Source organism: Waddlia chondrophila WSU 86-1044, from assembly GCF_000092785.1.
GTDB lineage: Bacteria > Chlamydiota > Chlamydiia > Chlamydiales > Waddliaceae > Waddlia > Waddlia chondrophila.
In genome coordinates this window covers 1,458,179-1,483,062 of the sequence record NC_014225.1, presented here as the reverse complement: position 1 = coordinate 1,483,062, position 24,884 = coordinate 1,458,179, and the positions used below count along the sequence as shown (strand labels likewise).

Annotated in this window: 24 protein-coding genes; 22 read left to right on the top strand and 2 right to left on the bottom strand. The window is 45.0% G+C overall.

The genetic code is table 11. The features are described 5' to 3' along the window. Positions 1–94 precede the first annotated feature (94 nt). The 18 genes from mraY (at position 95) to WCW_RS06635 (ending at position 17,615) form a co-directional block, all read left to right on the top strand. Entirely contained in the window at positions 95–1,300 is a 1,206-nt protein-coding gene (gene mraY, locus WCW_RS06720; protein ID WP_013182452.1) for a phospho-N-acetylmuramoyl-pentapeptide-transferase, read from the top strand. Positions 1,301–1,305: 5 nt separating this feature from the next. Then, positions 1,306–2,553: a Mur ligase family protein gene (locus WCW_RS06715; RefSeq protein ID WP_013182451.1), complete on the top strand. Its 1,248-nt coding sequence runs from the start codon at positions 1,306–1,308 to the stop codon at positions 2,551–2,553. Between the two features lie 12 nt (positions 2,554–2,565). Continuing rightward, positions 2,566–3,264 (top strand): LysM peptidoglycan-binding domain-containing protein, encoded by a 699-nt coding sequence (locus WCW_RS06710; RefSeq protein ID WP_013182450.1) that lies wholly within the window; start codon positions 2,566–2,568, stop codon positions 3,262–3,264. Next, entirely contained in the window at positions 3,261–4,376 is a 1,116-nt protein-coding gene (locus WCW_RS06705) for a peptidoglycan glycosyltransferase FtsW (RefSeq protein ID WP_013182449.1), read from the top strand. The genes WCW_RS06710 and WCW_RS06705 overlap by 4 nt, the downstream gene beginning before the upstream one ends. After that, positions 4,369–5,418: a UDP-N-acetylglucosamine--N-acetylmuramyl-(pentapeptide) pyrophosphoryl-undecaprenol N-acetylglucosamine transferase gene (locus tag WCW_RS06700; RefSeq protein WP_013182448.1), complete on the top strand. Its 1,050-nt coding sequence runs from the start codon at positions 4,369–4,371 to the stop codon at positions 5,416–5,418. The genes WCW_RS06705 and WCW_RS06700 overlap by 8 nt, the downstream gene beginning before the upstream one ends. Next, on the top strand, positions 5,415–6,758 hold the full coding sequence (gene murC, locus WCW_RS06695) for a UDP-N-acetylmuramate--L-alanine ligase (protein ID WP_013182447.1): 1,344 nt from the start codon (positions 5,415–5,417) through the stop codon (positions 6,756–6,758). Before WCW_RS06700 ends, murC begins: the two co-directional genes overlap by 4 nt. After that, positions 6,759–7,529, top strand: coding sequence for a cell division protein FtsQ/DivIB (locus WCW_RS06690; RefSeq protein WP_013182446.1), 771 nt, complete (start codon positions 6,759–6,761; stop codon positions 7,527–7,529). It begins immediately after the preceding gene. A gap of 39 nt (positions 7,530–7,568) precedes the next feature. After that, positions 7,569–7,895 (top strand): divalent-cation tolerance protein CutA, encoded by a 327-nt coding sequence (gene cutA / locus WCW_RS06685; RefSeq protein ID WP_013182445.1) that lies wholly within the window; start codon positions 7,569–7,571, stop codon positions 7,893–7,895. Positions 7,896–8,005: 110 nt separating this feature from the next. Next, on the top strand, positions 8,006–8,395 hold the full coding sequence (locus tag WCW_RS06680) for a single-stranded DNA-binding protein (protein ID WP_013182444.1): 390 nt from the start codon (positions 8,006–8,008) through the stop codon (positions 8,393–8,395). Positions 8,396–8,404: 9 nt separating this feature from the next. Continuing rightward, positions 8,405–9,394: a DHH family phosphoesterase gene (locus WCW_RS06675; protein WP_013182443.1), complete on the top strand. Its 990-nt coding sequence runs from the start codon at positions 8,405–8,407 to the stop codon at positions 9,392–9,394. A gap of 99 nt (positions 9,395–9,493) precedes the next feature. Next, positions 9,494–10,531 carry a tRNA (adenosine(37)-N6)-dimethylallyltransferase MiaA gene (miaA, locus tag WCW_RS06670; RefSeq protein ID WP_013182442.1) on the top strand — a complete coding sequence of 346 codons (1,038 nt, stop codon included), beginning with the start codon at positions 9,494–9,496 and terminating at the stop codon, positions 10,529–10,531. A gap of 56 nt (positions 10,532–10,587) precedes the next feature. Further along, complete coding sequence (locus WCW_RS06665) at positions 10,588–12,138, top strand: coiled-coil domain-containing protein (RefSeq protein WP_013182441.1); 1,551 nt, start codon at positions 10,588–10,590, stop codon at positions 12,136–12,138. Next, the gene (locus tag WCW_RS06660; protein ID WP_041941574.1) at positions 12,083–12,763 is read left to right on the top strand and encodes an HAD family hydrolase; all 681 of its coding nucleotides are present in this window, start codon (positions 12,083–12,085) and stop codon (positions 12,761–12,763) included. The genes WCW_RS06665 and WCW_RS06660 overlap by 56 nt, the downstream gene beginning before the upstream one ends. Before the next feature lie 12 nt (positions 12,764–12,775). Beyond that, positions 12,776–14,965 (top strand): glutamine synthetase III family protein, encoded by a 2,190-nt coding sequence (locus tag WCW_RS06655; protein WP_013182439.1) that lies wholly within the window; start codon positions 12,776–12,778, stop codon positions 14,963–14,965. After that, positions 14,923–15,579, top strand: a complete 657-nt coding sequence (gene nadD, locus WCW_RS06650) for a nicotinate (nicotinamide) nucleotide adenylyltransferase (RefSeq protein WP_143876365.1) — start codon at positions 14,923–14,925, stop codon at positions 15,577–15,579. The genes WCW_RS06655 and nadD overlap by 43 nt, the downstream gene beginning before the upstream one ends. 13 nt (positions 15,580–15,592) lie before the next feature. Further along, positions 15,593–15,937 carry a ribosome silencing factor gene (gene rsfS, locus WCW_RS06645; RefSeq protein WP_227738800.1) on the top strand — a complete coding sequence of 115 codons (345 nt, stop codon included), beginning with the start codon at positions 15,593–15,595 and terminating at the stop codon, positions 15,935–15,937. Between the two features lie 3 nt (positions 15,938–15,940). After that, the gene (gene fabF / locus WCW_RS06640; RefSeq protein WP_013182436.1) at positions 15,941–17,191 is read left to right on the top strand and encodes a beta-ketoacyl-ACP synthase II; all 1,251 of its coding nucleotides are present in this window, start codon (positions 15,941–15,943) and stop codon (positions 17,189–17,191) included. A 4-nt stretch (positions 17,192–17,195) separates the two neighbouring features. Next, positions 17,196–17,615: a bis(5'-nucleosyl)-tetraphosphatase gene (locus tag WCW_RS06635; protein ID WP_013182435.1), complete on the top strand. Its 420-nt coding sequence runs from the start codon at positions 17,196–17,198 to the stop codon at positions 17,613–17,615. Here the strand turns inward: WCW_RS06635 and WCW_RS06630 are convergent. Further along, positions 17,610–18,050 (bottom strand): hypothetical protein, encoded by a 441-nt coding sequence (locus WCW_RS06630; RefSeq protein WP_041941573.1) that lies wholly within the window; start codon positions 18,048–18,050, stop codon positions 17,610–17,612. The genes WCW_RS06635 and WCW_RS06630 overlap by 6 nt on opposite strands. 141 nt (positions 18,051–18,191) lie before the next feature. Here WCW_RS06630 and WCW_RS06625 point away from each other — a divergent pair, with 141 nt between their 5' ends. Genes WCW_RS06625 through WCW_RS06615 form a run of 3 tightly spaced genes read left to right on the top strand, consistent with a single transcriptional unit; the run spans position 18,192 to position 22,778 of the window. Further along, positions 18,192–20,936 carry an AMP-binding protein gene (locus tag WCW_RS06625; protein ID WP_013182432.1) on the top strand — a complete coding sequence of 915 codons (2,745 nt, stop codon included), beginning with the start codon at positions 18,192–18,194 and terminating at the stop codon, positions 20,934–20,936. Positions 20,937–20,958: 22 nt separating this feature from the next. After that, positions 20,959–22,413: a cysteine--tRNA ligase gene (gene cysS, locus WCW_RS06620; RefSeq protein WP_013182431.1), complete on the top strand. Its 1,455-nt coding sequence runs from the start codon at positions 20,959–20,961 to the stop codon at positions 22,411–22,413. A 2-nt stretch (positions 22,414–22,415) separates the two neighbouring features. Beyond that, positions 22,416–22,778: a 4Fe-4S dicluster domain-containing protein gene (locus WCW_RS06615; protein WP_041941572.1), complete on the top strand. Its 363-nt coding sequence runs from the start codon at positions 22,416–22,418 to the stop codon at positions 22,776–22,778. On the opposite strand, the gene WCW_RS06610 is transcribed toward WCW_RS06615, so the two are convergent. Beyond that, positions 22,749–24,401 carry an OPT/YSL family transporter gene (locus WCW_RS06610; protein WP_013182429.1) on the bottom strand — a complete coding sequence of 551 codons (1,653 nt, stop codon included), beginning with the start codon at positions 24,399–24,401 and terminating at the stop codon, positions 22,749–22,751. The genes WCW_RS06615 and WCW_RS06610 overlap by 30 nt on opposite strands. A 136-nt stretch (positions 24,402–24,537) precedes the next feature. On the opposite strand from WCW_RS06610, the gene WCW_RS06605 reads away from it, so the two are divergent. Then, positions 24,538–24,861: a DUF6531 domain-containing protein gene (locus WCW_RS06605; protein WP_013182428.1), complete on the top strand. Its 324-nt coding sequence runs from the start codon at positions 24,538–24,540 to the stop codon at positions 24,859–24,861. Positions 24,862–24,884: the final 23 nt, after the last annotated feature.

The following is a 24,884-nucleotide window of genomic DNA, read 5'->3' as shown; positions in this document are numbered from 1 at the left end:
ATGGAAGAAGCTATTATAATCTTTTTTCCAGAAATTGTCTAGAGGATTGAAAAAAAAGAAAATTAGTGAGACGCTATGTTGAACGGACAGATTCATGATTTTGCTTTTTCTGGAATTTTTGCGAGGCCACTTCCTTGTTAAGGTGCCTGCTGCATTCTTTTACACGTCTACTCGGATGATGCTGGCTGCGTTGACCACGCTTTTTATCAGTATTTTTTTTGGACCATGGTTTATCCGGAAATTGTACGAGTTGAAAATCGGACAGTCGATCAGGATGGAGGAGTGCCCTCTCTTAGGAGAGCTGCACGCTAAGAAAAAGGATACGCCGACGATGGGCGGCCTGTTAGTCCTTTTTTCCATGATTGCCGCTCTTCTTTTATGGATGGACTTGACCCACGCTTTTACCCTGATTTTGTTGATTTCTACTCTAGTTCTGGGTTTTTTGGGGGGGAGAGACGATTATCTTAAGCTTAAATACAAAAACACGAAAGGGCTTTCGGGTAAAAAAAAACTGGTGGTGCAACTCCTTCTTTCAAGCTTTATTGCCTGCTATCTCTTGGTTCCTTCTGTCAGCGAATTTTTTCATGTCGGCAGCTGGTACGAACCGCCAATTGTGAAAGAAGAGGTTGCAGGAGTCGAAAGCTCGAAGTCTATCTCTTTGCAAACTTACGCTTCCAGGCTGTACCTTCCATTTTTTAAAGACCCTGTTTGGACTTTTTCTGGAATGTCGCTGCTTATGATCTTTTTTTTGATCGTGTTTGTGATCACCGGCTCCTCCAATGCTGTAAATTTGACGGATGGTTTGGACGGTTTGGCAGCTGGATGTTTGCTGATGGTTGCCGTGAGCCTTTCTCTTATCGCCTTTTTATCTAATCATTTGGAATTGTCTCAATACCTTAACATCCTCTATATCGAAGGAAGCGGAGAAATCGCTGTCTTTCTCAGCGGATTCGCAGGAGCGTGTCTGGGATTCCTTTGGTATAACGGATATCCTGCCCAAGTTTTTATGGGAGATACCGGATCGCTTGCATTGGGAGGATTGATCGGCATTTGCGCTGTATTATTGAAGCGGGAATTCTTATTGGCAATCATCGGAGGAGTTTTTGTTGCCGAGGCTGTTTCTGTGATTGTTCAAGTGGGAAGTTACAAATTAAGGAATAAGAAGCGTGTCTTCTTATGTGCGCCTTTGCATCATCATTTTGAATACAAAGGCTGGGCGGAAACAAAAGTTGTGGTCCGTTTTTGGATCATTTCGCTATTATTGGCGATGATTGGCATGTTATCTCTTAAATTTCAGTGATATAGATGAATGTTCTTGTGATAGGGCTGGGAATCAGCGGCCGTTCCGCTGCGGCATTTTTGATGAAGCGCGGCCATCGTGTAGCTGCAATTGATCAAAGAGCGGAAACGCTGCGCTCGGATCCGCTTGTTGTTCCCTTAATAGATAAGGGACTGACTTTATTAAACACTCAATGTCCGGGAAAAATTGAGGTTTTTGGCCAGGTTGTGGCCTCTCCCGGCATTTCCCTTACGCATCCGGCAATTGCGGAAGCGTTGAAGCGGAATATCGAAGTGATTGGCGAAGTGGAGCTTGCTTGCCGTCATCTGGATCAGCCGATGATTGCCGTAACCGGGACAAATGGAAAAACAACGGTGACTCAACTGATTGGGCATGTCCTCAACAGGTGTGGGAAACCGGCGAAGGTTCTCGGAAATGGCGGAATCCCTTTGACGGCAGAATTGGATGCTCTTCAAAAAGAGATGATTGTTTGCGAACTTAGCTCTTACCAGCTAGAGACATTGAATAGCCGGGTCGTTGACGTTGGAGCTGTTCTCAATATTACACCGGATCATCTTGACAGATATCTTAATATGGAAGCTTATGCTAAAGCAAAGCTGCGGTTGGCTAATTGTCTGAAATCGGATAAAAAACTCTTTCTTTCGCAACAAGTGATCAATGATTTTGGCTATTTAATATCGGATTTAAAAGAAAACGTTGAATTGATTGTTGATAGCAATTATAAAAGCAGATTAACTCATGACGAAGAAAATTGTCTGGCAGCTAAACGGATCTGCTTGGAAATGGGGGTGTTGCCAGAAGCGTTTGATTGCGCGGAATCAGAGTTTCAAAAGCCTCCTCACAGAATTGAGTTTGTGAGGAAACGGAGAGGCGTTAGCTATTTTAACGATAGTAAAGGAACCAACCTTGACGCTGTCAAGCGCGCTGTGGAAAGGATGGACGGTCCTGTGATTTTAATTGCCGGAGGAAAAGGAAAGGGGATAAGCTTTTGTCCTTGGATCAAACCGTTTAGCGGGAAGGTGAAAGCAATTGTCGCGATTGGCGAGGCAAGGAGTCTTCTGCTTAAGCAATTGGGCGGTGAATTTGAGGTGATTGAAGAAAGTAGCCTGAAAGCAGCAGTTGCAGCGGCATCTTCCATTGCGAATGATGGGGATAATGTGTTACTCTCTCCGGGTTGTGCAAGTTTTGATATGTTCAGTAATTTTGAAGAACGCGGCGATCATTTTAAAGAGTGCGTTCAGTTACTTGATTAGCGAGGGTTAGCAATGAGTCGCAGAGATACAATAATTGTTGCGGTGTTGGTCAATACAGGGTTGTTGGGTGTATTATTTATGATGGCTTTGCATACGAACGAGGAGACACCTTCTAAGCTGTTGACTCAGGAAGCAACGACGGAGGAGATCCGGCATGAAGAGATCGCTGTCATGGACCGCCCAGTCGAAGTTAAGCCTGAGCCTGTTGCCGTTGCCAAGGGGCCTCGAGATGAAATAGACCAGGTCTTGGAAAAGTATTCAGTGAAAACAGCAGCTCCTATTGGATTGGCGGCGCAGCGCCAGGATAATCCTAACCAACTCACTCTCCCTCCTCAAAGAAATCTTTTGGCAAAAGAGGAACCCAAATTTGTTGAAGTGACTGTAAAAAGAGGCGATTATCTTGAAAAGATCGCAAAAGCAAATGGCACAACCGTCAGCGAGATTAAACGGTACAATAATCTTTCCTCGTCGCGCATTGATATTGGCCAGGTTCTGCAGATTCCGATACAAGATAAGACGACTTCCAATCTGGAAATTGTCAGCCCTCCTGCCTTGCGAGATCCCGAGTATTACACGCTGCAAAGCGGAGACAATCCCTGGAAGGTCGCAAAGAAGTATCGCGTGGGTTTTAATGAACTTTTGAAGATGAATGATTTGGATGAGGAAAAGGCAAGAAGTCTAAAGCCTGGCGATGTTCTTCGGGTACGATGAGTTCGCTGCGATTACTTCTCCTTATCGTTTCCGCATCGATTTTCGCTCTTGGTCTTGTGATGATTTTCAGCACAACATCGGCTGAAATTTTAGATCATGGGATGAAACCCAACACGAGTTTAGATAAAGAAACCCATCAAGCCTTGGTCAAGCAGCTTTTGTATGCAATTGCAGGAGGTGTGCTGGGAGGGGTCGCCTTTCGTTATGGGTATCACAAATTGCTTCAGGTCAGTCCTGTTCTTCTGATCTTTTTTTCGCTCTTGCTTTTGCTGGTATTCGTGCCGGGAATCGGAAAAGAGGTGAATGGCTCCCGTCGTTGGATCTCTTTGGCAGGAATCTCTTTTCAGCCTTCCGAATTTGTTAAATACCTGGTCCCTATGGTTTTTATCCAGAGGGTGATCATGTGGAAGGGAAAGGCGCTGACTTTCCGATCGTTTCTTTTAGGGATTCTTCCCCTTTGCGTTCCCCTTTTCCTCATCCTTGTGGAGCCGAATAACGGGACTGTCGGCGTGATTGTCACCACTCTTGTTATGCTGTTTTTATTAACAGAGATTCCTTTAAAATATTGGGCTCTTCCATTGGTGGTAGTGGGTATTGCAGGTGTGGGATTTGCTTCCCAGCTCCCATATGTTAAGGGAAGATTGCAGGTCTACATGAATCCTGAGTTGGATATCAGAGGAAAAGGGCATCAGCCGCATCAAGCGAAAATTGCGTCGGGTTCGGGAGGGTTATTGGGAAAGGGGCCTGGCAATAGTTGGCAAAAACTTAGTTATCTTCCTGAAGCTCAGAATGATTATATAGGAGCGATCTACGCGGAGGAGTTTGGTTTTTTGGGGATCATGCTTCTCATTTGCCTCTATATGTCATTTGCGACGATCGGCTTTTACACTGCAGGGCAATCTAGCGATCCCGGAGGATTTTATTTAGCTGCTGCCGTCACTTTTTTAATTGCGTTTCAAGCATTTATGAATCTGGGAGTTGTTTCCGGCCTTCTTCCTAGTACAGGGTTGAACCTTCCACTCTTTAGTCAAGGGGGATCTTCTCTGATCGCCAATTTTACCGGGCTGGGGATTTTGCAAAGCATCATAGGATCGGGAAATAAAAGTGGATAGAAGAAAAGTCGTAATCGCAGCCGGAGGGACCGGAGGACACCTGTTTCCTGCGTTGTCATTGGCGCATCAACTGGAAAAAAGAGGGGATTCCATTCTGTTTGCCGGAGGCAAGTTAGGGGCAAATTCTTTATTTGATAAAGGGCGGTTTCCGTTTCAAGAGATCTCCTGCGCCCGTCCGACGTTTAAGTCTCCGCTGTTTCCATTTAAGATTGCTAAAGGCATTGTGCAAAGCGTGAACATATTCAGAACGTTTAAACCCGATTTTCTCATCGGCTTTGGAAGTTACTACACTTTTCCGGTGTTAGCTGCTGCAAAGATGATGAAAGTCCCTTTTGTGATTCATGAGCAAAACAGGGTTCCTGGAAGGGTTAACCGTTTATTTACCTCATCAGCCTCTTTTACCGCAATTCACTTTCCTTCTGTTGCAGGAAAAATCAAAGGAAAATGCCAGCTTGTCGAAATGCCGCTTAGACCGGGATTTGAAAAGAGATGGGACCCTGTTGAAGCTAAACGGGAGTATGGGTTCAGCGATGAATTGCCGGTCATTTTGGTTTTTGGCGGATCTCAAGGTGCAGAAGCGATTAATCAGCTTTTATATGATTCCGCGGAATTGTTGACCCGTTTTCAAATTTTACATTTTACCGGAACCGTTGATGGGGAGAAGAAGCTTGCGCGCCGTTATGGCGAGGCTGGGATCAAAGCGCATGTGAGAGTTTTTGAAAAAGAGATGGCAAGAGCCTGGAGTGCTGCTGACTTGGCAGTATCCAGAGCGGGAGCTGCCTCCATTGCAGAACAGCTGGCGGCGGCGGTGCCCGGCATTTTAATCCCCTATCCATATGCGACAGATCGTCATCAGGACGCAAATGCTGATTATCTTATTTCTCTCAAAGGCGCTGTCAAAATTCCCCAGAGCCAGTTATCGCCGGCAACTTTCATTGAAGCTATTGATTCTATGCTTCCAAAGCTTGAATCTATGCGAAGCGCTCTGTTAGGGAAAGAAACTCAACAAATCCGTTTTATCGATTGCTTGGAGGATTTATGAAGAGAGCATTTCATTTTATCGGAATCGGTGGAATTGGCATGAGCTCTTTAGCGCGCATTCTTCTCGAGAAAGGGGAAGTCGTTAGCGGCAGCGATCTTGCTGCAACGTCAATGACTGAATCTCTTTGCTCTCTTGGTGCAAAGATCTCTTTAGGCCAGAAAGCTGAGAATATTTCGCCTGCTCAAACAGTTGTATTCAGCACAGATATTAAGGAATCGAATCCTGAGTTTCAAGCTGCTGTTAAGCTAAGATGTGAAATGCAGCATCGCTGCGGCTGTTTGCTGAATTTAATGAAAAACAAAGACGTATTGGCAGTTGGAGGCACGCATGGAAAAACGACCTCCTCTTCTCTTTTGGCTTGGGTGTTGGAAGTCTGCGGATTCAGCCCGTCGTTTGCTATTGGAGGCATTGTTGCCAACTTTAAGGCAAATGGGAAAGCAGGAGAAGGTTCTTGCTTTGTCGCCGAGGCAGATGAAAGCGATGGGACCCTTGCAAGATACCGCTCTTTTGGCGCAATTGTGACCAATATAGGCCTTGACCATATGGATCACCATCAGACTGAGGAGAGGTTGCTGAATTGTTTTAGAACTTTTTTCTCAAAGGTGCAAAATGAAGCTTTCTGTTTTTGGTGCGGAGATGACAAGCGGCTGCAGACGTTGAATCCCAAAGGCGTTTCTTATGGTTTTCATGAAAATAACAGGCTCAGGGTCGATCACTTTAGGCAGGTTGGATGGACAAGCATTTTTGATGTGGTTTTCGATGGAAAAAGATTTGCTGATATTGAAGTTCTTCTTGCTGGAGAGCATCACGCGTTGAATGCGGCTGCTGTTTTCGGACTCTCTCTTAGATTGGGGGCGCAAGAGTCTAAAATTCGCGAGGCGTTGAAAACATTCAAAGGAGTGGCGCGCCGTTGTGAAGTTAAGGGAGAGAAGAACGGGATCTTATTTCTGGACGATTATGCCCATCATCCGACTGAAATACGCGCCACGCTTAAAGCGATTCGCCAGGCTAGTCCTGATCGCCGCATCGTAGCTGTCTTCCAGCCTCATCGATATACAAGGACCCGTGATTGCATGGGAATGTATGGATCGACATTTCATTCAGCCGACCAGGTGATCGTCACTGATATCCATGCTGCAGGGGAGAGTCCGATTCCCGGGGTAGAAGTGTGTCATATTTTAAGCGAATTAGAGAAAAATTCATCGGTAAAATGTCGGTATTTACCTAGGGAAGATCTTTCTTGCAAACTTTCCAAGTTTCTTGAAAAAGGGGATGTCGTTGTGACTTTAGGAGCGGGAAATATTACTAAAGTGGCTGTCGAGACTTTGGAGGCTTTTTAATTGAAGCAGCCTTTCAAAAGAGCTTTGGCAACGGTTGCGTTGATCACTTTGTTTGTTTCCGGAGGATCTGGCCTTGCCATGCTGTATTTTATGCATATTAAAGAGTCGCAGCGTGCAGATCCGGCATTTTCTTTGAGATATCTCGATCAAAAAGGGGAGCTTCCTTCACATTATGTCGAAGAAATTTTGGGGCTTTCTTCTGATAAGCCGATCAATATTTATGAATTCAACGCATTAGATGAAAAGCGAAAACTTTTATCTCATCCGCTGATTAAATCAGCGGAAGTGAAAAAACAGATTCCTGATACCTGCCAGGTTGTCTATGAATTACATGAGCCAATCGCCTTGCTTTCAGACTGGGAAAATGCTGCGATTGATCGAGACGGGAGGCTCATCCCGTTTCACCCTTTTTATCAAATGGAAGGGCTGCCGTCCATCATCATTGGAGAGATCGAGAATCCTAAGTGGGGGAATAAGCTGCGTTTGCCTCGTGTTCACCTGGCGATAAGAATATTAAAGTCGATCCCTTTGCAAGATTTAGAAGCGTTAGATGTTTCACGAGTAGACCTTCCAAGTTTCGGACAAAAAGAAATCGTCATGACGCTTAATGATAGCATCTTGAGGTTAAATCCCGATAACTGGAAAAAAGGATGGCGCTATTTTTTAGAGATACAGCCTTTACTGAACCCTGGCGGCAAGACGGTTGTTGATTTGCGAATTCCCAAAATCGCTTTGGTTCATTTCGATATAGACTCGAAAAAAGAGTTTTAGTAGTTTTGCAGTTCCCTCTTTCAAAAAAAGGAAGCGAAAATGTCAGAATTTATTGAAATTCATTGGACTGCCGGCTCTATCGATGAAGCGCGAAGGGTTTGCCGGTACTTAGTGCAAGAGAGGCTTGTTGCTTGCGCACAAATCATCCCTTGGATCGAATCTGTCTATATGTGGAACAATCAATTGGAAACTTCGCAGGAGAGCAAGGTTGCCATGAAAACCTCGGCAGATCTTTTCGAGACAATCAAAGAGGTCATTCAAAAGAACTCTTCTTATGATGTGCCGGAAATCATCTGCATAAAAATTGAAAAAGGAAATCAAGACTATATGGACTGGCTGGGCGAGAGCGTTTCAGTTTCTGTATGACATTTTCTTTCAATCGTTTAGGCTGCTTTTGTTTTTTTTCTTGTTTAAAAAAATCTTTATGTTATTTTCAAGAATGGGTCGGAGGAAACTAAACATAAAGGAAGTGTGCTATGGTAGCACTGAACAAAGTGATGATTGCCGGCAGACTGACAAGAAAGCCGGAGTTGAGAAAAACACCTAATGGGGCTTCGGTAACTGATTTGCTTATTGCGCTCAATAGGGAATTTACAACCTCTGCAGGGGAAAAGCAGCAAGAAGTATGTTTTGTCGATGTCGTTGTCTGGGGAAGATTAGCGGAAAATTGTACGAATCATCTAGATATTTCTTCCCCTGTACTAGTAGAGGGGCGGCTTCAGCTGGATGTTTGGGAAGGAAAAGAGGGTGATAAGCGGTGCAAATTGCGAGTGGCTGCAGAGCGCGTTCAGTTTTTAGAAAAGTTGGATAGGAAAAATTCTCAGGAGGAGAATGATGCGCTTGCAGAGTCTTATGTTTTGAATTAGTCTATTTGCATGTGGCGCGAAACTAAAAAAATTTTTCAGGAACATGGCTCTTTTCTTATTTCCACTCATGTGAACCCTGACGGCGATGGCATAGGCTCAGCTTGTGCATTGGCAGATCTCTTGAGCAGGATGGGAAAGCAGGTATGTTTTGTCTATGATGGGCTGTTTCCTGAAAAATTCTCCTTTTTAAATTTTCCTGGAATCAAAGAAATATTTTATTCCGAAGAAAATTATTCTGATATTGAAGTTGTGGTCATGGTGGATGCCCATTCTGCTGATCGATTGGGCAGAGTTGCGCAAATTTTTCAGCGTCCGGACGTGGTCAAGGTCGTGATCGACCACCATCAACCTCAGGAAATTCCAGCTGGCCATTGCGTGATCGATTCTAACGCATCATCTACTGGTTCAATGATTTACACTCTTTATAAAGAGTCTGGTTATGAGTTGACGAAGGAAGCTGCAGAAGGCCTTTATGTCAGCGTAATCAGTGATACAGGGAGATTTTGTTATTCATCTACTGATAGGAAAGCCCACAAGATTGCAGAAGAGTGCATGAAAAAGGGGGTCGATCCTGATTGGATGTATGCCCATCTTTACCAACAAGTCTCCTTGCCGGAGTTTAAGGTGTTTGCCAAAGCTCTCCAGCATATGGAAGAGCACTTTAACAATAGGGTTATCGTACAGAAAATTTTGAGAGAAGATTTTGTTGGAGTGTCTGATGCAGTGCAGGAGATTTTGCAGAGCGATTTAGAATATTTCCACGAGTTTAACAAGATTATTGTGGGAGTCGACTGTGTTATGCTGCTTTGTGAGAGGCCCAATCGCACTGTGCGTGTATCGCTTAGGTCATCAGGGAGTTTTAGGGTTGATAGGATTGCAAGCCAATTTGGAGGGGGAGGGCATCCGAAGGCAGCGGGAGCGAGTTTGAAGGGAACAGTGGAAGGGGTGAAGGAAAAGGTCTTGGAGAAAATTCAGCAAGAGCTTGAAAGGCTCGACTAAGTAGACATTAACACCCTATCCGTGCAATGATATGCTGAAATGAATTCAAAAACCGGTTTTTGAATTCATTTCAGCATACTAAGAAAAGGGTTGACCGCATTGTCAAGTCAGACTCCAACGCTTGAAAAAGAAGATATCGAAAGAATTTTCCTAGGTTTTGCCGTTGAAGCGCAGAAACAGATGTCTGAAGACATCTATATGCCTAAGAAAAAGGTGATTGTTTTGTCTGGTCCAACCGCCTGCGGCAAAACGGAATTTGCTATTGAATTGGCAAAAAGCCTTAATGGTGAAATCATCTCGGCAGATTCCATGCAGATCTATCGAGGCATGGATATCGGAACTGCCAAAGCTTCCCAAGAACAGCGGCAGCAAGTGCCTCATCATTTGATCGATATGCGAGATCTTAAAGATCACTTCAATGTCGTCGATTTTTATTATGAAGGAAGGCAGAAATGCCAGGAGATACATGCTCGCGGCTCGATTCCGATTGTTGTCGGCGGTTCAGGTTTTTATGTGCATTCCTTCCTTTACGGCCCGCCAAGCGGGCCGCCGTCTGTCCCTGAGCTGCGGAAGTCGCTGCAAAAGGAGATGGAAGAAAAAGGGATCGATACCATGTTCGAAAAGGTGCGCAAACTCGATCCTCAATACGCTAGTACGATCACCAAGCATGACAAACAGAAAATTATCCGCGCTTTAGAGATTATGACGTTGAGCGGAAAACCGGTAAGCCGACACTCTTGGAAGGGAAGAAAAGTTCCTCAAAATTTCGATTTTCGCTGCTGGTTCCTTTACCGCCCCAAAAGTTTGCTATACAAACGGATTGAGGAGCGCTGCGAGCAGATGGTTGCTTCCGGATTGTTAGAAGAGGTCAAACGATTGAAAGAGGAGGGATTGTTGGAAAATACCTCTGCATCTCAAGCCATCGGTTATCGCCAGGCATTGGATTACTTGGAAACTGAACAATCTAGTGCCGATCATTGTAAATTTATGGAATCCTTCAAGCAAGCTTCAAGAAAGTATGCGAAAAGGCAGTTTACCTGGTTTAGGAGAGAGCCTCTTTTCCGTTGGCTGGATCTCGATATGCACGATCCCGAAGTGGCCAGAGAAATGATCCGTCAGGATTTCGAACTTTTTTAGTGCTATACAATTATCTCTAGATCGCATAAAATTTCAGCTAAAAAATTAGTGGAACCATGGATAAGGAAACTTTACACTCCTCAGCCGAGTTAGAGCGTTTAAGCAACGAGATTAACGATTTGGATAATCCGGCAGATAAGCTAAAAAAAACCATCGAGCTGATGGAATTCTCCATTTCTCAAAAAGGGCAGCCGGATTTTAAGACGTTTTGGAATGCCAGGGAAAATTGTCTTGCTCTTTTCAAAGAGGAGATTCCCCCTGCGGTTCGTTCAGGATACTGGCAGAAATACCGAGAGCTGACGCAGCAGGCCAGGTTGTTGAAGGAGCACTTTGAAGAGGAATCCTCTTTTGCTTTGGAGCAGATAGAAAAAGCGATCGAGGCGATCGAAAACGAAATGAACGATCTCGAAAATCATGTGGAGCAAGCAGAGTTAAGCGATTTTCCCGAACTATTTCCTCCGATCAAGGCAAGCCGTAGCATGTACTTGAAACTTCAGAAGGAGTTGAATTTCCTCAATGCTTACGCTTCCCGCATCAACGCATTGAGAAAAGAGGTAGCGGGCACGAAAATGCGGATGCGGAAGAAAAATCGTTTTTTCGAGAGGCTTTCCGAGTTGGGTAACCGTGTTTTCCCCAAACGCAAAGAGTTCATCGAAACATTGAGCGATCAATTTGCTAGTGATATCGACTTGTATATCAAGCAACGGTTCGGCCAACTTTCTGCCGACCGCTCGCCTCATGTGTATCGCGAAGAGATCAAAGCGCTTCAGACAGCGGCGAAAATGTTGAGCTTGAATGGGAAATCGTTTTCGGAAACGCGTAAGAAGCTTAGCGAGTGCTGGGATAAGATCAAAGAACTCGATAAGCAGCGAAAAAAAGATTATGATGCGAAAAAAGAGATCTTTGAAAAAAATGCAGATGAGATTCGCCAGAAAATAACCGCATACAAAGAAACATCCTCTTCCGAACATTTATCTATTGGCGAAGCGCGAGAAAAACTCGATGAAATTCAGAAGGAAATGAAAGGGATCGAGCTTGGCCGCGAAGAGGTCAAACAGTTGCGCGAGGAAATCGCAGAAGCGAAAAAGCCTTTGCTGGACCTGCTTAAAGAAGAGGAGGTGAAGCGGAAAAAAGCGCAGCTGGAAAAAGAGGAACAGCGCCAAGCTGCGGTTAACCAAGTCGAAGAGAAAATTTCAGATCTCAATAGCAATTATTCGAAGATGGAAGCAGATGCGCTTGTCAGGGCCATCGAGGACCTTAAAAGCGAGATCGGCAGTTTGCAAATTCCAGATATTGAGAAAGAAGGGATGCTGCGCTCGTTCGTCCATGTGGAGGACGCTGCGATTGAAAAAAAGGATCGCGAAGAGAAGCTTCCTGAAGATCCTTTAGAATTGAAGAATGCCCTTCAAAAAAGATTGCAGTTCAAACAAGAGAGGCGTAGTCTTATCAAAGATAAGTTTGAAGAATACCGCAAGGCAAGCGGTTCTTCCGGCCTGGACTTTGAACAGTCGCTACACTATAACCAGCAACTTACGATAGAGAAAGAGCGCCTTGAGAAAATCTCATCAGAAATTAAATCAGTTGAAGAGCGGCTATCTCAACTGTAAAGCTTATCTTTTTGATCTGGACCATACGCTATTACAGGTCAACACCAGTTTAAGATTTGGCTGGTATCTTTATCGAAAGAAAATTCTTCCTCTTTTTAAGATGCTCTATCTTTTCTCTTGCTATGGCGTCCATTTATTAGGAGGGATTTCAATCGCTTCCTTGCATTCAAAGACAATGCGCACTTTTTTTCAGGGAAGGTCGATAAAAGAGCTTAATGGATTAGTAAAAATATTTCTTGATTCCAACCTTCTTTCAATGCAGAATGAAAAGATTTTGTCAATTTTACGCAAGGTGCAAAAGGAAGGGAAATACGTTGCGATCCTTTCCAGTTCTCCCGATTTTTTAGTTAAAGCAATTGCCGATCGGTGGAATGTCGCCCACTTTCTTGCAACGCGTTATCGCTTGAGTTCGGAAGGTGTGATTGGCGGGCTTGATCTTTCTGTTCAAGGAAGAGAAAAAGCGGAATATGTTAAAAAGCTTCAGTATGAACCTCAGGAAACTGCGGGATTTTCCGATAGTATTCACGATCTTCCGTTTTTGCAGGCTGTTGGCTGTCCCGTTGCAGTCAACCCTGACAGAAAGCTTAGGCGCATGTCTGTAAAATGCGGTTGGATAGTCATTTAAGGAGAGTAGTACGTGCAAAGATTCCGCGCGATTGAGGCTGTTGCCTCGCATAATCATCGTATTGCCGAAAGGGCGTATTCCACTCAAAGAGCTTCCGATGAATTCGGGATCCATGTATTCACGCGCAGCGTTATGCAAAAAATGCTGCCGCGCGAGATCTATTGCAATGTGATCGATGCGATGGAGGGCAAAGATAAAATTCGAGATGAGTATGCCGATCCGATTGCCGTTGCAATGAAAGAGTGGGCGATCAGCTTGGGAGCGACTCATTTCACCCACTGGTTTCAACCCCTTACTGGCGCTTCAGCCGAAAAACACGACGCCTTCATCGAATGGGAGTCTCCCGATCGTATGATTGAGCAGTTTACCGGCAAGCAGTTGATCCAAGGCGAGCCGGATGCTTCCTCTTTTCCTTCAGGAGGTTTGCGCAGCACTTACGAAGCTAGAGGGTACACAGGTTGGGACCCCACATCGCCAGTCTTTGTATGGAGGGGAGGAGACGGGGTGACATTGACCATCCCTTCTGTCTTTTTCTCTTGGACCGGAGATGTTCTGGACAGCAAGATTCCAGTTCTTAGATCGGAGAAAAAACTCTCTGATGCCTGTCTCCGCCTCTTAAAACTGACAGGTATTGATGCCGAGCGTGTATTTACAACGATTGGATTGGAGCAGGAGTACTTTGTCATCGACCAATCGCTTCGCAATTTACGCGCCGATCTTGCTTTAGCAGGTAGGACGGTATTTGGAGCGCCCTCGCCGAAGGGGCAAGAGCTGCAAGACCACTATTTTGGGTCGGTGAAAGAGAGAATCTTATGTTTCATGCACGATTTTGAAAAAGCAGCTCTTCGCCTCGGAATTCCGGTCAAAACGCGTCACAATGAAGTGGCTCCTGCCCAGCATGAAGTGGCGCCGGTGGTTGAGCGTGCCTCGTTGGCCATCGACCATAACATCCAGTTGATGGAGTTAATGAGGAAAATTGCTATTCGCCACAATCTTTCTGTTTTACTGCATGAAAAACCATTTGAAGAGTTGAACGGGTCGGGAAAGCACTGCAATTGGTCTGTGGCTACTGATACAGGAATCAATTTGCTTGATCCGACAGAGACTCCTGAAAACAGCCTTCACTTTCTTGTCTTAATGACAGCGATCCTGCACGCTGTTTTTCAGCATTCCGCACTCCTAAGGGCATCTATTGGCTCGGCAAGCAACGACCGCAGATTGGGCGGTCATGAAGCGCCGCCGGCGATCATCTCCGTTTATTTGGGGCAGGCTTTAGAATCTCTTTTAGAGAACATTGAAAAGCAAGGAGTGCACAAAAGCGCGTCCAATCGAAGTAAATACGATTTAGGAATTAAAGAGCTTCCAGACCTGACAAAAGATAATACCGACCGCAATCGCACCTCTCCTTTTGCTTTTACGGGGAATAAATTTGAGTTTCGCGCTGTCGGTTCATCGCAAAATCCGGCAACAGCCATTTCCGTGCTGAATGCCATTGTCGCAACCAGCTTGAATGAAATGTTAGACAGCGTTGAGAAAAAGCTTGGAGGTAAACGGCCAAAAAACCGTGAGGAGCTGTTTGAAGCAGTCATTCCTGTCGTGAGAAAATTTCTTGAAAATTCCAAGTCGATCCGTTTTTCCGGAGATAATTATTCGAATGAATGGGTTAAAGAGGCGAAAAAAAGAGGATTGCCCAATCTGGAAAAGTCTTTAGATGCGTTCAAATCCTTCACATCAAAAACCACGGTTCGAGCGTTTGAGGGAATTCTGACTGCTCAAGAGTTGAAAAGCCGCTATGAGATCCTTGCGGAAAATTACGGTTTGACGGTCAACATCGAAGCGAATTTGATGATCGACATGTTCAAGACTCAAGTATTGCCTGCAGCGTTGAAACAATTAAATCTGTTTGCCGAATCGATCCATCATGTTTCCCGTTATGTGCAAAAATCGTCAACAAAGAATCTACAGAAGATGTTAACGGATTTGAATGCTCTTGTGGAGAAGGCGCTTGTCTGTCAAGAAAAGTTGATCGCTGCAAAGGAAAAAGCGAAAAAGTTAAGCAGTGTAAAACAGGCAGAAGAATTTTGCCGCTGCGTTCAGCCTGAAATGGAGGCGTTTCGAAAGGTTGTTGACAGCATTGAAGGCTATGTTGAAGACAGTCAGTGGCCTTTGCCAAAATATCGGGAACTCCTTTTCTTCGTCTAGATCGTGTCGTCATGAAGCAAATCGGTTTTTTTGGGGGATCGTTCGATCCCATCCATTTTGGCCATCTGAAGATGGCAAAAGAGCTTAAAGAAAAGAAAATGCTTGATGAAATTTGGTTTTCACCTGCTCGAATCAGCCCTTTTAAACTTGATCGTTGTCCTGAAAGTGTAGAAAACCGCCTTGAGATGCTGCGTCTTGCATTAGGCGGCGAACCCGGTTTCAAAATCTATGAAGAGGAGTCGAGACGTTTAGGTCCCTCCTATTCAATCGAAACGGTAGAACATCTTTCTGAAATTCCCGATTGCCAATTTTACTTTATCATAAGCGATGAGTCTGTACCGGAATTTTTCCATTGGAAAGAGGCTGAACGGATTGTGCAATTAGTGCCTTTGATTGTTGGGAGCAGGGTAGGCGCGGAACCTCCGAAAAAAGGAAACGAAACCATCTGCCAGGCAATGGAGCGGGGGTGGACCCCTACTCAGATACTTGATATCTCAAGCACTCAAATACGGAAGTTTTTAAAGGAAGGAAAGGACTGTACCTCTTATATTCCTCGAAATGTATTAGACTTTATTTATCAAAATCATTTATACTCCTCTACCAATTATGAGTAAAGATGAGATAAAAATGTTACAGGCGATCGCTCAAGCCATTTATGACAAAAAGGGAGTCAATATCATCGCAATCGATGTGAAGAAATCCTCCTCTTTAACGGATTATTTCCTCATAGCCGAAGGGAGTGTCGAACGGCATGTGTCCGCTCTTGCCAGTTCTGTTAAAGAGACCGTGAAAGAGATGGGCGGCCATATTTTTCATATAGACGGCGATCAATTAGGGGATTGGGTTGTCATGGATTGCGGACAGATACTGATTCATCTTTTTGTGCCGGCGCTTCGCGACAAATATTCTTTGGAAGAGCTGTGGCATGATGGAGAAATTGTCGACTTAAATATTCAAATCAAAGAAGCTTAAGCCATGACTAAACGTACCAGAATTGTCGTCACAGGATTAGGGATTGTTTCTTGCCACGGGGATGATGTTGATGCATTTTACCGCCAGCTTTTGGAGGGGAAAAGCGGAATTTCGACCATCACCGGGTTTTCAACAGAGGATCTGGCAACAACGTTTGCCGGGGAAATCCGCGATTTTGATCCTGGCAAATATATGGATAAGAAACAGGCTCGCCGCGTGGACAAATGCATTGCATACACCATGGTTGCTGGAAAAAAGGCTCTCGAATCGGCAGGCTTGAATGAAGAAGCTCTCAATCAAGTGGATTTGGAAAAATGCGGCGCTATCATCGGAAGCGGCATGGGAGGAATGGGAGTCTTTGTCGATGGTGTGCAGTCGATGTCGAAGCAGGGACCGAAGCGTGTAACTCCGTTCTTTATTCCCTATATTCTGACGAATATGGGTGGCGCGCTTTTTGCCATGGATTTGGGCTTTATGGGGCCCAACTACTCAATTTCAACTGCCTGTGCAACTGGGAACCATTCAATTGCCGCCGCTGCTAACCACATTAGATTGGGCGATGCCGATGTGATGGTATGCGGCGGAGTAGAAGCTGCGATCCTTCCGATGGGAATTGCTGGGTTCAATGCGTGCAAGGCTCTCTCAAAAAGGAACGATGCGCCGGAAAAAGCGTCTCGGCCATGGGATAAGGAGCGGGACGGTTTTGTAATGGGTGAAGGCGCCGGAATCCTTGTTCTGGAAAGGTTGGAACATGCGCTTGAGCGGGGGGCTTCCATTGTTGCTGAATACATGGGGCATGGGATTTCTTGCGATGCGCATCACATGACAGAGCCTAGACCTGATGGCAAGGGAATTGCCAAATGCATGTTGAGTGCTTTGAAAGACGCCGGTTTGAAACCTGAAGAGATCAGCTACATCAATGCTCACGCAACATCGACTCCAGCAGGGGACATGGTTGAGGTCAACGCTTTGAAACAGGTGATCCCCGATCCTTCTAAAGTCGTGATGAATGCAACAAAGTCAATGATTGGCCATGGTTTAGGCGCAGCTGCAGGAATTGAAGCTGTTGTCACAGCCAAAGCGATTCAAGAGGGGAAAGTGCATCCGACGATCAATTTGGAAAATCCTGAACCGGATCTCGGTTTTCACACACCGACGGAAGCTCTGGAGATGGAGGTGAAAGTTGCGGTCTCCAATTCTTTTGGATTCGGCGGGCATAATAGTTCAATTATTTTAGGAAAATACAAGGAATAGCTGGTTGTCTCTTGAAGTTTCCTACGGAATTATCCCTTTTAGGCGTTTGAAGAGATCAATAGAGATTTTGCTGATCCAGCATCATGCAGGACATTGGTCTTTTCCAAAGGGGGGGGCTGAGCCTAGCGAACATCCGATTGATGCTGCCCAAAGAGAGCTTCGGGAGGAAACAGGACTGGAAATTAAGCGGTTGATTATTCCGGAAGATACGTTATGTGAGCACTATTTTTTCAATCGGGGAAATGACAAAGTGCAAAAGCGGGTGGAGTACTTCATCGCTGAAGTTGAAGGGGAATTGGATATCCAGATCGAAGAGATTCGGGACAGTATTTGGCTATCACCGGAAAAGATTGAAGATCAGGCAACTTTTCCCGAATCCAAGAGAATCTGCCGTCGTGTCATCGACTTGTTAATGCAGCTATGAATTGGATAGAGCTCTAGCTACCCTTTCCTGGAGGTGGTAAGCAGTAAAACGGCTCCAACTCTTTGTGAAACGTACAAACGCTTCCATACTCAGATGTTTTTGCAGTTCCAAAAAATCTCTTATCAACTCCTTAGCGTGAAGGCTGCCTTCTTGTACGTACTTTGCCTTTTCAATCATGTGCTCTATAAAGGAAACAGGGTCCGATGAGGGAGGAGGATGAATGGAAATAGCGGCATTTGACTCTGAGCCGATCAATTTAGCAGCGATCTTGATCTGTTTTAAAGATGGACGCGGGGAATTAAGCAGCTGATCAACAAGAAAATAAATTCCTAATCCTGGAACTTTGTCGCAGTCGATGAGACTAAGCCAGCCTGGAGAGGCAGATGGAGGGATTAGAGATGTTAGATCCCCTTTAAGAGAAGTTTTTAATGCCATTTGCGACTCCTCGAAAGATGTTAATCAAACAAGTTATCAAAAATTTAATTTTAAAGTAAAGGAATAGTTCCAACTTCTTGACTATAAAAGAGATTTTTTACATGATGCACATCATTTGCGACAAAGATCAGGAGTGCATTTGTGAGAAAGATCCTTGAGTTTTTATTAGTGAGGTTTTTGCGGTTTGCTTTATGGTTCCGCTACAGAATCAAAATCAAGGGGCTGGAACACCTTTCCAAAGAGAATTTAAAAAAAAACGGTGGAGTGCTTTTTCTTCCTAATCACGTTGCCATGGTTGTTGATCCCCTTGCGATCACATTGACTGCTTGGAAGAAGCTGCCAATCCGCCCCACAATCGTTGAAACTTATTATTTCCTCCCTGTTGTGCATACCGCAATGAAATTCGTCAACGCGCTTCCTGTTCCCGATTTTGAAAAATCGACAAACAGTCTCAAGAGAAAGCGGCATGAGAAAGTGATGGAAGAACTGGTTAAAGGGCTAAAAAACAAGGAAAATTTTCTCGTTTATCCATCCGGCAGAGTAAAGCACACAAATATTGAGAAAATCGGAGGCGCATCCGCTACTCACGAGCTGGTCCAAAAAGTTCCCGAGGCCAACATTATTCTCGTTCGGATCAAAGGGCTGTGGGGGAGTATGTTTTCAAGGGCTTTGACAGGTAAGTCGCCAGATATGTTTGAAAAAGTTAAAGAAGGATTTTGGATTTGCCTGAAGAATTTGCTCTTTTTTACTCCGCGCAGAGAGATCATTATTGAATTTGAACCAGCTCCTTCGGATTTTCCTTACACAGCTTCCCGATTGGAATTCAATAGATGGTTGGAAAATTACTATAACCGTCCAGATGGCTTGTCTCGCCAAGAAGGAGAATATCCAGGCGAATCGCTGAAGCTTGTCTCTTACAGCATGTGGGGAGAAAAGTTGCCGGCGATTGACAAGCCCTCAAAAGATGCTGATGAAGAAACGGTTCGTTTAGATGATATTGACGATGAGCTGCAGGAGAGGGTTTTGGATAAATTACATGAGCTAACAGAGCTCGATAAGGCTAGTATCAAACCGGAGATGTCGTTAGCTTCCGATTTAGGACTCGATTCGCTTGACACATCCGAACTGGCGACCTTTTTGCAGGATCAGTTTGAGACAGGCCCTGTTCCCGTTACTGAGTTGACGACAGTTGGCAGGGTCATTGGAATCGCTTCAAAAAAAATCTCGGTGGAAGAAGAGGGAAAAGAAGATCAAGGAGACCTTGACGATTGGTTTGTAAAAATTCCTAGATACAAGGCGCAGATTGCACATGGCGACACGATACCGGAAGTGTTTCTTCACAACTGCGAGAGAATGGGCAGCCAGCCGGCTTGTGCCGATACGCGTACCGGAGTGCAGAGCTATGCGCGCCTTAAACTTGGAGTGATTATCCTAGCTGAGTATATCAGGCATCTTCCTGGGAAATATGTCGGAATCCTGCTTCCGGCAAGTGTAGGAGCCTATTTGACAGTGCTGGCGGCTCAGTTAGCGGGGAAAGTGCCTGTCATGATCAATTGGACGCTTGGAGCTAAACATTTGCGTGCGGTCAGGAAAATTTCCAATATTGAAGTGGTATTAACCTCTTGGGCATTTTTGGAACGGTTGGATACTGTTGATCTTAATGGGATTGATGACATTACAATCATGTTGGAAAGTGTGAAAAAAGAGTTTACCTTGAAAGATAAGCTGAGAGCTCTACTCCGTTCGAAATTTAGCGCGAAAAGAATTTTAAAGACTTTCGGGGGCGATCAATTGAAGGGAGATGAGCAAGCGGTATTGCTGTTTACAAGCGGAACGGAAAGCGATCCAAAAGGCGTTCCACTTTCCCATGGAAATATCTTGTCCAACGAACGGGCAGCTTTTGAGGCAATCGATCTATATTCAGATGATATTATGTTCGGCATTCTGCCTCCTTTTCATGCGTATGGGTTCAGCACAAGTGGATTGATGGGGCTGTTGTCTGGCATCAGATCGGCATTTTATCCGAACCCGACAGACGGCAAAGGATTGGCAAAAGAGTTTAGCAGATGGGGAATCACGGTGATGAGCGGTGCCCCTTCCTTTATCAAAGGGATGTTGAAATCTGCGAAAAAGGATCAAATGAAAACAATGCGGCTTTGTGTCACGGGGGCAGAGAAGGCGCCTCCGGAACTTTTTGAATTGATGGCCGATATCGGAAAGGAGCAATGTCTTCTAGAGGGATATGGCGTCACTGAATGCGCTCCGATCTTGACTGCCAATCAACCAGGAAAGCCTCGTAAAGGTGTAGGTGTTCCTTTGCCGGGAATCGAGATGATTGTTGTGCATCCCGAAACTCATCAGGTGCTAGACAGAGGGCAGGATGGCCTTGTTCTTGCAAGAGGGCCGAATATTTTTGAAGGCTACCTCAATCCAGGGCTTGCATCTCCGTTTATTTCTGTTGATGGAAAAGATTGGTACAACACGGGAGATATTGGCAATCTTGACGATGAAAACCGTCTGACTCTGTCAGGCCGACTGAAGCGCTTCATTAAAGTCGGAGGTGAAATGGTCTCTTTACTCTCTTTAGAATTGGCGTTATTGCACGTTGCTCCTCAAAAAGGCTGGAAAGTGAGGGAGGAGGGACCGACACTTGCTGTCATTGCGCGCGAAGATTCTGGGGACAGGCCCCAAATTCTCCTGATTACCACTTTTGATACGTCGATTGATGAAGTGAATCAAGCGTTACGCGACGAAGGGTTCAGTAATCTTGTACGCTGCTCCGACGTCTTTAAAATTGATGAAATTCCGATCATGGGAACCGGTAAAATTTACTACCGCAAATTGGAAGAGCAGTTCTTTGCGAACAAAGAGAAGAGTGTTGTATAGTGCTTTCGTTTGAAATGAAAGAATGGTAACCATGGCTTCAAAAATCGATATCAACGCTATCCCGCTTAAATTTTTCAACACGATCACAAGATCGAAAGATCCTTTTAAACCGATATCAGGCAATCGAGTTTCTTTATACACTTGCGGACCAACAGTGTATAACTTTGCCCATATCGGTAATTACCGTACGTATATGTTTGAGGATCTTCTTCGCAGAACGCTGAAATTTTTTGGTTATGAAGTGGAGCAGGTCATGAACCTCACTGATGTCGATGATAAGACAATTCGGGGGGCAACGGAGCAAAATGTCAGCCTGGATGCATACACTAAGCCGTTTAAGGAGGCTTTTTTCGAAGACATCCGTACGCTTAATATCGAGCCTGCCGAGCATTATCCTGCGGCGACCGACTACATTGATCAGATGATCGCCATGATTGAAAAACTGCTTGAGAAAGGGGCTGCTTATCGGGGAGCAGATGGCAGTGTTTATTATGCAATAGAAACCTTCAAAAGGTATGGATGTTTGTCCCATTTGAAAATAGATGAGCTCAAATCGGGAGCTTCGGATCGAGTGGCATCTGATGAATATGAAAAAGACAATGTGGCTGATTTTGTCCTTTGGAAAAGTTATGATCCGGAAAGGGACGGCAAAATTTATTGGGACAGCCCATTTGGCAAAGGGCGTCCGGGATGGCATTTGGAGTGTTCTACGATGGCAATGCAAATTTTAGGGGAGACGATCGATCTCCATTGCGGCGGTGTCGATAATATGTTTCCCCATCATGAAAATGAAATTGCGCAATCGGAGGCTTGCTCCGGCCAGACGTTTGTGAAGATGTGGCTTCATTCGGAGCACTTGATTATTGAAAACAAAAAGATGTCAAAGAGCTTGGGCAACTTTTTCACTCTTCGCGACCTGCTTGAAAAGGGGTATAGCGGAAAACAGGTGCGCTACATCCTTTTGCAAACCCATTATAAAACCCAGTTGAATTTCACTTTTGAAGGATTGGAGGCTGTTAAGCATTCGTTGCAGAGGCTGCAAGATTTTGTCTACAGGTTGCAGGGAGTGACTGGAAGAGAGACGCATCATGCGTTAGATGCTCTGCTTGATCAAGCGTTGCTGGGATTTGCTAATGGCTTGGCTGATGATTTGAATATTTCCGTTGCTTTGGCTTCCTTGTACGAGTTGGTGAGGGATGTGAACGGGTTGATCGATCAGGGAAAGCTTGGAGAAGGCGATGCTAACAGGGTATTGGAACTGCTTAAACGATTTAATTCAGTTCTCGGAGTGATCGATTTTGAAATGAAAGAGGAATCTATTCCTGACGATTTAATCCAAGCTTTAGATGATCGAATTGCTGCAAGGCAGAATAAAGATTGGTCTGAAGCGGATCGTTTGCGCGACTACATTCAATCAAGAGGGTATGTGATTGAAGACTTTCCTTCTGGATCTCGCCTGAAAAAAGTGGAAGCTTGATTGTGGATAGAAAGCAGTTTTTTAAAGAACTGGTCTGCATGACAGTCGATCTCTTTGAGAGATTGCCGGTTGGAAAGGTGTTATCGCAAACAACGGATGATCGATTAAAATTGCGTCCTCCTGGGGCTCATCCCGATGAACAGGAGTTCCTGAAAAGATGTACCGGCTGCGATGCTTGTATGGTGGCGTGCCCTGTCCATGCGATTATCATTGAGGATTTAGAGAGAAGAGACCCTTTGCTTTATCCTAAGGAAAATCCTTGCATCCGGTGCCCTGGCACTCCATGCATCACAGCTTGCCCGACTGAAGCTCTTCACAAATCGTTTGGCACAGCCCTACTCAGGCAAGTAAAGAATTCCCATTGAAATGAGAATAACGGCGATGATTCCGGCCAGAGCGGAAGCGGCAAAGATCGCAGAGCCGGCTTGGAAAGCCTCCTCTTTGGCTTGATGAGGAGTTGAAGAAAGGGAAATGAATCCATAGCGGATGAATGAGCCTAGGCAAATCGCGCAAGACACGTCGATCGGCATTAAAAATGCGATCCCGATTGCGAAAGGGGAAAGGGCATAGTGCTGAAATTTTTTGCTATTTTCAATCAGAGTCATGAAAACACCGATGATGCTTGTATAGATGACAGTTTTCCATATCAATGAAGAGATTTGAGAGGTGCCTTCGGCAAACAGTTCTGCCATCGATGCCCAAACGATTGCACCTGGTGCAGGGAAGTATTTCCCTTCGCCAAAGCCAAAGTTTTCGGCCAGCATATGAAGAAAAAAGACGGCGGCAAAAGAAACAGGGATAACAGCAAGGAACTGTACAATCACTTGCTGTTTAGGATCCGCATTGATCAGGTAGCCTGTACGCAGGTCGTAGAACAGATCGACAGCAATCGCAGCCATTGCCGCTCCTGCGATTCCAACTCCAAGAAGTGCAACCGCTCCGAAATTTCCCGTTAAGCTGAATATTAAAAGCAGAATAATGGCTAGCAAACGGACAGGGTTAATATCAGTTTCGCTAGCTACTTTCCCGAGAGTAAAGCATAAAGGAGCTGCAATGCCTGCTGCAAGTGCAACATAAGGATAAGAGACTTGGAAGACAGAATCCATTCCCCATACCGTTGCTGCAAGCGCAAGAGTAAAAATGAGGCCGATTGAAGCCCAGTCTTTTGTTGTCATTTTTGAGCCGTTTTCTTTGGGAGTAAATCCGGGTGGCAGTTGGCCATGTTTTTTCATGAAGAGAGCGAAAAGGACTGAAGTGAAAGCGGGAAGTGTCATCAATCCGACAGCAGCCCATCGGCTAAAATCCGCAGCAGACTCCGCCATATAAGGGGTAAATAAAAAAAAATTAAGCAGTCCGCCGATCAACATGCTTATCCCGATACGTGGGCCGACAACAATTCCTATTCCGTAAAGAAGTGGATCGAGGCTGATGCTGAGGCCTGCCGGAAGAGGAATCGCATGCCAAAGAGTGCTGCCTCCGGGTTTGATCGCAGCTTTAGTGGGGATTGTTAGCAAGGCGGAGACCAGGCCTGAGATTCCCATGAGGTTGCGCGCTCTTTTTCTCTCTCCATCATTTTCCGAGGTGACAGCTTTTAAGATCGTTGCACAAGCGACTGCAGAAGGGAAGAACCAATGGACAATGGTGCGGCGCAGCGGCGCGGCAAAAGCGACTCCCATCACGCTTAGGCCCATCACCATGATTGACAGTTGGAACAAGGGAGGGTCCCAATGGGGATGCAAGTAGTAAATGGAAGCGATGATAGAAACAGCAAAACCGACACTGCCTCCAGCTGAGGCCATTGTTTGTCCAAGATTGTAGTTGAAGATCGTACGTTCATTTTTTGCTAAGAATAACAGGCTGAGAATGACTGCGACAATGGAGCCGCCTTCTCCCCATCCGGTCAATAGAGTGGAATAGATGTTGTTCAATCCCATCAAAATAGCAAGGCCAAAAAAAGTCAACCATGTGCGTAAGGTAAGCGATATCATGGGATTACTGTAACAGAAAAAATTTTATACCGAAACGACTTCATCTTGGAAAGAACTCTGAAAAGGCAAACAATGATTCCTAAAAAATCCCTGATAAGGTACTCTCAAGCGCTTTTAAATCCTGAAAGGTTGATGAATGCGCTTTTTTCTGTTTCTTTTAACTGTTTCCCTGTTTGCTCTGCATGCCGATGACTTACAAGAGATTGATCCGGAGAAGTACGCTTCCCTGATTGATTTTGAGACAGCTCCCAGCGCAATTGTCAGCAATGTCAACGTGATCACCGGCCACTATGTGGAAACAGAAACCGATTACCTCAGCAGATCTGCCAGTCCGATTCACATCCAAAGAAACTATAACAGCGGATCTGATCGAAAAGCCTTTTTAGGGGGGGCGTTGGGATCTGACTGTATGGGGATCTGTTTTTCATCGGAATCGCAGGGAAAGGATTTGGGTTGCTGACGTTGGCTATCGGAACAGCCTTA